Origin of the sequence: Microcystis sp. M_QC_C_20170808_M9Col, from assembly GCF_007095495.1 — a bacterium.
GTDB classification, from domain to species: domain Bacteria; phylum Cyanobacteriota; class Cyanobacteriia; order Cyanobacteriales; family Microcystaceae; genus Microcystis; species Microcystis aeruginosa.
In genome coordinates, this window is the sequence record NZ_SFBZ01000140.1 from 1 (window position 1) to 7,793 (window position 7,793).

Below are 7,793 nucleotides of genomic sequence, written 5' to 3' on the forward strand. Positions count from 1 at the left end.
GGGAAGGTTCAACAAATCAAAGAAACAAGCGGGAAATCTTTGTAAGAGTTGATAGAAAATACTGTCAGTTTTCACGCAATTAAACTCAAAAAGAGGCCTCTAGTTTAGCAGAAGTTTTTAATTGTGTTCTTCAGGAAGCTCCTGTTTTTGAGCAATTGGGATGACGAAATAAAAGCTTTTTCGGCAAATTGTCCCTAATTAAAAGAAAGCTTGAGAGATTTTCAGGGTTGCCGATTTTTACTTGATGGCTACCGGCAAAAGATAGCCACCGGCAATTGTATCAATTTGTAAAAGATGGTTGACGTTTGTGCCAATCGGTGGCCTGTTCGTAGGCGTGGGCGACGTGAAATAATTGATCTTCGCGCAGCACATTACCGACTAATTGTAAACCGATCGGCAAACCTTGCCCGTCAAAACCGCAGGGAAGACTTAACCCGGGTAAACCGGCTAAATTGACGGGAATAGTCATTAAATCCGATAAATACATACTCAGAGGATCCGCCGTTTTTTCCCCGGCTTTAAAGGCTGTGGTCGGTGAAGTGGGAGAAACTAACACATCTACCGATTGAAAAGCTCGATCGAAATCCTCTTTGATCAAAGTCCTCACTTTTTGTGCTTTCAGGTAATAAGCATCATAATAACCCGCCGAGAGGGTATAGGTTCCCAACATAATCCGGCGCTTAACTTCCGCACCAAAACCCTTGGCGCGAGTCTTGGTGTACATATCAATCAAACTATCGGCATCTTCCCGAATACCGTATTTAACCCCATCGTAACGGGCTAAATTCGCCGATGCCTCCGAGGGGGCGATAATGTAGTAGGTGGGCAATCCGTAACGGAAACGGGGACAGGAAATCTCTTTAATCGTAGCACCAAGGGCCTTTAACTGCGCTAAAGCTTGATTAACTGCCTCGGCAACGACCTGATCCAAACCTTCCCCGAAAGTTTCCTTAATTACGCCAATTTTTAACCCTTTTAAACTGGTTTTCAGGAATTGGCTATAGTCGGGAATCGGCAGATTGAGACTGGTAGAATCTTGGGGATCGTAACCTGCGATCGCTTGTAATAAAATCGCCGCATCTTCTACGGTACGACCAAAGGGACCGATCTGATCGAGAGAAGAAGCGTAAGCCACCAAACCAAAGCGAGAAACCAAGCCATAGGTCGGTTTTAGCCCGACAACGCCACAAAATGAAGCCGGTTGACGAATTGATCCCCCCGTATCCGATCCTAGGGCGACCACGCATTCTTGAGCGGCCACAGCCGCAGCTGAACCCCCCGAAGAGCCACCAGGCACCCGGGATAAGTCCCAGGGATTAGCAGTAACGTGATAACCGGAGTTTTCGGTGGAACTACCCATAGCAAACTCGTCTAAATTGGTTTTACCGACGATAACTGCTCCTAAATCCCGTAATTTTTGGGTAACGGTGGACTCGTAGGGGGGGACAAAATTCTCTAAAATCCGAGAAGCGCAGGTGGTGGGGATACCCTTGGTGCAGAGATTATCTTTTAATGCGATGGGAATACCTGCTAACAGATGCAGCGATTCACCCCTGGCGATTTTCTCGTCCACTTTTTGGGCTTGTGCGAGGGCTAAATCCGGGGTTAAATGGAGAAAGCTTTTTACTTGTGGTTCGATCGCTTGAATACGAGCGAGAAATTCTGTAGCGATTTCGACGGCTGTTTTTTCTTTATTAACGAGTTGTTGATGCAGTTGACGAATCGAAGTCATGTTCAGTTACCGGTTACAACCACCGTCAGGAGCAAGCAACAACCCCGGACAGCAAAGACTATTTTAGCGTCAGTTTGGCTGTAGGTCAGCTAATCCCCTAAAATTAAAGGAAAGCCTCGGAGGAAAACTAGAGTTATGACTTTTAATATCCGACAATTAGATAATTTAGACTACGATGAAGCCGAACCCTTATTAGAAGATTATATTACTGGAGCGATCGAAGAATATATCAATTCGCCAGAGGGAGAGTCCTATTATCAAGAAAAAGAAGAAGGTGGTGGTTGGATTGCTACCTTTGTCGAGTTGGGCTATCTCTATGAAGGTTATACCCTTGCTACCATGACTAAAGCATATGTGCAGATCTTAATGGAGAAGATTTTACCACGCAAAATTACTGTCCTCGATCCGACGGAAACCGAAGATGCTATCCCTGAATTAATTAGTTTTTGGCAATTTTTGGGACGAGAATATAAATTAACTCAGGCTAAGGCTATTATTAAATATTTAGAGCAATTAGGAGATCGCTTTGGTCAACTGATGAACGATCCCAACAGTGCCGGTTTTATGAAAAATCTCCTGTTACAAGCGCATCAGCAGGGTTTTGATATCACCAGTCAGGAGGGTTTAACAGCTTTTCAAGAAAAATATAATGCTGAACAACGCGCCAAACAGCAAGCGGCAGCAATATTGAAAAAAACGCTTCCAGCTGTTTCTAAATCGGAAAATGTTCCCAAGGCAATGCAGGCCAAATATCAAGAAATTATCGATATTACCGATAAATTTGCCGCTCAATATCTTAATGAAGAATACGCCCAACTTATTCGCCAATTAACTGCAACTTTAGCTCGTAAGCGTCCCTCTCCCCTAGAAAAAGGTAAGGCTAATTCCTGGGCTGCCGGCATTACTCACGCCCTAGGAATGGTCAATTTTCTCTTCGATCCTACTCAAAATCCCCACATTTCGGCCAAAGAACTTTATCAGGCTTTTGGGGTTGCTCAAAGTACAGGACAAGCTAAATCAAAACAAGTGAGAGATTTACTGAAGATGTCCTATCTTGACTCAGAATGGGCTTTACCAAGCAATTTGGAGAACCATCCTAGCACTACGGTCCGGCAGTTAATCAGTACCATGCTCGGTGATAATTAGGGTTTGCTGAAAAAGTCTTTTGGTGGAGCTAGGAGGCACTCTTGCAGCAGTAGATTCCTGAATGACCCAATCTCGATCGAGCTTGCAGACTAGACTCTAGTTACCTCTCCAGTTAAACTATAGTAGTCAATAGTTATAAAGTTTTAAACGATAACCTATTGTCAGCCTTTTTAACTGGTCACTTTATTACCTACCTATGTTGGACAGTTTCTCCCCCCAAACCTCTAGCGTCGTCCTCGCTTCGGTGGCGGACTATTTCAAAGTCCTGTCGGAAGTCAGTCGCCTACAGATTCTCAGTTGCTTGCAATTAGGCGCGATGAATGGTAAAGAAATCGCCGAAGCTACCGGACTAGGTCAGGCCAATCTCTCCAAACACCTGAAAGCTTTAACCCAAGCGGGAATTATCTCGCGGCAACCCCAAGGAGTCAGCGTTTACTATCAAATTACCGACCCCGTGATCTATGATCTCTGTAAGGTGGTTTGCGATCGCATTAGTCAGCAAATGCGTCAACGGGCCCGAGAATTCGAGAGTCTGCCAACTTTCCATCTCCCTAAATAAAAATTACCAAACCCTTGACATTTTGCCTCAATTATGATATAGAAAAAAATTTCCATGCTCCTAGAAGAACTTTGTCAACGCTATCGGGAGGGAGAAAGAGATTTTCGGGGGATTAATTTGCGGGAAAGCGACTTAACTAATATTGCCCTCCCAGGAGTCAATTTTTGCCGTGCCGATCTGCGACAGGCCCGGTTAGGAAAAATACGCCTTGCGCGATCGCTGCTGAGAGAAGCGGATTTAAGTGAGGCGATTCTCTGGGGAGCAGATTTAAGTCAAGTGGACTTTTATCGAGCTTGTTTACGAGATGCGGACTTAAGCGGAGCTAATCTCATCGAAGCCAATTTAGAAGCCGCTTATTTAACCAAAGCCGTCTTAAACGGTGTTAATCTCAACAGTGCTAATCTCCAGCAGGCCCTATTAATCGATACGGATTTTCGCTCCACTTCCGACCAACGCACAGACTTGGGCAAAACTAACTTTTGCGGAGCCGATCTCAACTATGCTAATCTGAGCGGCTCCCTGTTATATCGAGCTAATTTGGCTAATTGCCGACTTTGCCGGGTTAATTTTCGTGCTAGTCCCGAAAGAGACGGATTTATTACCGATCTCACCGGGGCCAGTTTCCGGGGTGCGGATCTCAGTTATGCCGATTTGCGCGGGGCAATTTTAGAAGATGTGGACTTGACTGATGCTGATTTAACCTGGACTTTGTTTTAATCTGGGAAGCTTTTTCAGGGATCAGTAATCAGTAAACAGTGAAAAGATGTCATTTCACTTAAAGCTCAAATCCGATAACTGATCACTGATCACTGCTCACTGATAACTGATATAGCGTTTCTCACACCTGTGTGGCACAGTTAAACCTTTGCTGATTAAGCTTTTCAACATCGATAATGTACCGCTTGCGAACAAGAAACGCTATAATTGAGGGTCGATTTATTTAAGGCTTGCTGAATAAATCTAAAAACCTTGTTGGATAAGACTTTTAGACTTTTTTTCCCTCAAAAAGTGCCAGCCATTGCGGGGATCGGGGGGAAAATTCTGGAACTTTTTCCCTGAAAATTAGGTAACTGACTACCTCAAAATCGGTAAAACCCCACACCCCACACCCCACACCCCACACCCTGCCCCCAGGAAAAGCTTTTTGCCGCAAACCCTATTTAAAACCGACGGATGCTTGCCAAACAAAGGCCAGCAAGAGGAAAAATAGGGGAATCAGGGGCAAGACATCGACTAAGGGGTCGAAAATTTGGTATGCTTCCGGCAATTTGGCCAACAAAAGTGCAGTTTCCATCTCTCTATCTACCTTGACAAGAAAATTTTCAAACGTTTCCTGAAATTTTATCACGTTGGGGTAACATCTACGGCATCCTCAAGCCAAGGGGCAAAATCTTGGGCAAAAGTCCCTTCTAGGATAGATTGACGAATTTCACGGGTAAATCTGATTAATTCGGCGATATTGTGCAGAGATAAGAGAATATAACCCAACATTTCCCCCGATTTAATTAAATGATTCAGATAGGCACGGCTAAAGTGTTGACAGGTGTAGCAGGGACAAGTCTCGTCTAAAGGGGCGAAATCCTCCTTAAAACGGGCATTTTTGAGGTTCCAACGCTCTCCCCGCACTAAGGCCGTGCCATGGCGACCAAAACGGGTGGGAATGACGCAATCAAACAGATCTATGCCACTAGCGATCGCCTTGGCCATTTCTCCATAGGTTCCCACTCCCATCAGGTAACGGGGTTTATTTTCGGGGAGTAAAGGGGCAGTTATCTGGACAATGCGATGAATTAGGCTGGTTTCTTCCCCCACACTCACGCCCCCGATGGCATAACCGGGTAAATCGAGTTTTACTAAAGATTCCGCCGCTGCTGCCCGTAAATCCTCATAAATTCCCCCTTGCACTATGGCGAATAAAGCCTGTTCTTGGGGTCGTTGATGGGCCCCCAGACAGCGCTCTAACCAGCGATAGGTGCGTTCTATGGATGCTTTCATGGTCTCATGACTGACTCCCGTGGGGGGACATTCATCGAAGGCCATAATCACATCAGCACCGAGGGCATTTTGAATCTGAATCGATTTTTCTGGCGTAATTTCGATTATTCTACCGTCCCGGGGCGATCGAAAGGTGACTCCCGATTCTTTAATTTGCCGCAGTTGACTGAGGCTAAATACCTGAAATCCACCAGAATCTGTTAATATTGGCTGATTCCACGCCATAAACTCGTGTAAACCTCCCGCTTTCTCGATAATACTTTCTCCAGGCTGCAGATGCAGGTGATAGGTATTAGCGAGAATCATTTGCGCCCCCGTGCTGGCGATTTGAGCGGGGGTCAAACCTTTCACCGTGGCCAAAGTTCCCACGGGCATAAAACGGGGTGTTTCTACCGGTCCGTGGGGAGTATGCCAAACCCCAACCCGCGCACCAGTTTGGGGACACCTGGCGATTAATTCAAAGGAAAATCCCACTGTTTCAGTTATCAGTTATCAGTTATAAGTTATCAGTAACCAGTTATCAGTTATCAGTAACCAGTATTTTTGCTCGCTGCCTAAAAGGGGCAATCGTTGTCGTCTTCGTCTTCAAACTGCACATCCCACTTAGCAGAAAGTACCTGAGTAACCATGGCTTCGAGGGTATCGGCATTGAGACGGGCTTTCATATCGGGGTCTTGGAGTGGATTACTCAGGGGAATTAGCCGTAATTGCCGATTGTCTTGGATCAGATCAAAATAGGTTTCACCGTCGGGAGAGCGGGTTAAACGCAGACAATCGAAGCTATAGGTATTGAGATAAAGACTGTAGTTAGCAACTAGGGTGCTTTGCTGATAATCGGCGAAAACTTCCACTATCCATCCCTCCCCTTCACTCTGAATCACTCCTTCGAGACTATGGATGTAGCGAACTCGTCCGAGATCATCGAGGAGACGACGCATATCTTCTTTAGCGATGACCACGCCAGAATCAATAATACAGGGGGCGGGCAGGGGCTGTGAGGGTGGATGATAGTTCATAGGGATTGCCAGTAAAAAAATTTCCTTTTATAACCCACCGGGGGGTTTCTACCGATTCCTGTTGCAATTTTCTTCGGGTTACGTCTCGATCTTAACCCAATCCGCTAGAACTTTTCATTGTTATTTAATATTAATAACGACGATCGATGATTAATTTCCGCTTACTAAATATTTACAAAAATCTGGGTAGACAGAGCCTACCCAATCATAACTATTTACTGGGGGGGTTAGAAGCGGAAGGACTGCGATCGATCACCTGATCGATTAAACCATAGTCTAGGGCTTCTTCGGCGGACATAAAGAAATCCCTTTCCGTATCCTCGGCGATGAGGTCGAGAGGTTTACCCGTATGACTAGCTAGGTGTTCATTGAGTAATTGTTTGAGATAGAGAATTTCTTTGGCCTGAATTTCGATATCGGTGGCCTGACCTTGGGCGCCGCCGAGGGGTTGGTGAATCATGATCCGCGAGTTGGGTAGGCTCATTCTTTTGCCCGGTTTGCCGGCACTGAGGAGAAAAGCCCCCATACTGGCAGCTAAACCAATACAAATGGTGCTGACATCGGGACGGATTTGATTCATGGTGTCAAAAATCCCTAATCCGGCCGAAACGGAACCACCGGGGGAGTTGATATACAAGTAAATATCTTTTTCGGGGTCTTCTGCTTCTAGAAAGAGTAATTGGGCGACGATTAGGTTAGCTAGGTCGCTGGTTACTTCTTGTCCCAAAAAGACGATTCTTTCCCGGAGTAGTCGGGAGTAGATATCGAAGGCGCGTTCGCCCCGGCCTGTGGTTTCAATAACGGTAGGAATCATTGCGCTTTCTTGTCTTGCTGCTGCGGTTAGTTTTTTGATTTTGACATACTCCCACCGTCAAGCTACGCTGTGACGGGGGATTCTTTCCAGATCACTATCGGAAATTCCTTGTTCAACGAGACAGCTTAGATTCTCAATGTCTCCACTGAAAATCCAGAGGCCGGACTCTCCCAAGGCGTTTGGGTCGGTTTCTGTTTGCCCAACAGTACCGTTGAGATGATTTCCCAAATATTTCAACCCTTTTTTAAGAATATTTATTGCTGCGTTATGATCCCTATCTAAGACTGTTTGACAATTAGGACATTGATGAGTTCTAGTGCTTAATGTTTTTTGAACTCTCGTCCCACAAACTGAACAATCTTGAGAAGTGAAATGCGGTGGTACAGCAACACAAACAATCCGATAAATCTTAGCAAAATAATTCAACCATTCAGTGAATTGATACCAAGAAGCATCGGAAATCGACTTGGCAAGCTTACGGTTTTTGACTAAGTTTCTTACCTTTAAAGCTTCATAGACTACCAGATCATT

The 7,793-nt window shown here is 45.3% G+C and carries 9 protein-coding genes; 3 read left to right on the plus strand and 6 right to left on the minus strand.

Features of this window, described 5'->3' with window-relative positions; all coding sequences use genetic code 11:
• Window positions 1–280: 280 nt before the first annotated feature.
• Window positions 281–1,732, minus strand: a complete 1,452-nt coding sequence (gene gatA / locus EWV68_RS08425) for an Asp-tRNA(Asn)/Glu-tRNA(Gln) amidotransferase subunit GatA (RefSeq protein WP_002739155.1) — start codon at window positions 1,730–1,732, stop codon at window positions 281–283.
• A gap of 135 nt (window positions 1,733–1,867) precedes the next feature.
• On the opposite strand from gatA, the gene EWV68_RS08430 reads away from it, so the two are divergent.
• From EWV68_RS08430 to hetL, 3 genes are all read left to right on the plus strand, one after another.
• Window positions 1,868–2,878, plus strand: a complete 1,011-nt coding sequence (locus tag EWV68_RS08430; RefSeq protein WP_287169474.1) for a DUF6398 domain-containing protein — start codon at window positions 1,868–1,870, stop codon at window positions 2,876–2,878.
• Window positions 2,879–3,074: 196 nt separating this feature from the next.
• Complete coding sequence (locus tag EWV68_RS08435; RefSeq protein ID WP_002758508.1) at window positions 3,075–3,437, plus strand: ArsR/SmtB family transcription factor; 363 nt, start codon at window positions 3,075–3,077, stop codon at window positions 3,435–3,437.
• Between the two features lie 54 nt (window positions 3,438–3,491).
• Window positions 3,492–4,154, plus strand: a complete 663-nt coding sequence (gene hetL / locus EWV68_RS08440) for a heterocyst differentiation pentapeptide repeat protein HetL (protein WP_287169475.1) — start codon at window positions 3,492–3,494, stop codon at window positions 4,152–4,154.
• 439 nt (window positions 4,155–4,593) lie between these two features.
• Here the strand turns inward: hetL and EWV68_RS08445 are convergent, their stop codons facing one another.
• The 5 genes from EWV68_RS08445 to EWV68_RS08465 all read right to left on the minus strand — a co-directional run.
• Window positions 4,594–4,731 carry a photosystem II reaction center protein K gene (locus tag EWV68_RS08445; RefSeq protein ID WP_008206475.1) on the minus strand — a complete coding sequence of 46 codons (138 nt, stop codon included), beginning with the start codon at window positions 4,729–4,731 and terminating at the stop codon, window positions 4,594–4,596.
• A 50-nt stretch (window positions 4,732–4,781) separates the two neighbouring features.
• On the minus strand, window positions 4,782–5,906 hold the full coding sequence (tgt, locus tag EWV68_RS08450; protein ID WP_287169476.1) for a tRNA guanosine(34) transglycosylase Tgt: 1,125 nt from the start codon (window positions 5,904–5,906) through the stop codon (window positions 4,782–4,784).
• A gap of 80 nt (window positions 5,907–5,986) precedes the next feature.
• Window positions 5,987–6,448: a hypothetical protein gene (locus EWV68_RS08455; RefSeq protein WP_004163378.1), complete on the minus strand. Its 462-nt coding sequence runs from the start codon at window positions 6,446–6,448 to the stop codon at window positions 5,987–5,989.
• A 211-nt stretch (window positions 6,449–6,659) separates the two neighbouring features.
• On the minus strand, window positions 6,660–7,301 hold the full coding sequence (gene clpP / locus EWV68_RS08460; RefSeq protein WP_223210720.1) for an ATP-dependent Clp endopeptidase proteolytic subunit ClpP: 642 nt from the start codon (window positions 7,299–7,301) through the stop codon (window positions 6,660–6,662).
• A gap of 18 nt (window positions 7,302–7,319) precedes the next feature.
• Window positions 7,320–7,793 (minus strand): RNA-guided endonuclease InsQ/TnpB family protein (locus tag EWV68_RS08465; protein ID WP_287169478.1); only part of this gene is annotated, 474 nt, incomplete at its 5' end.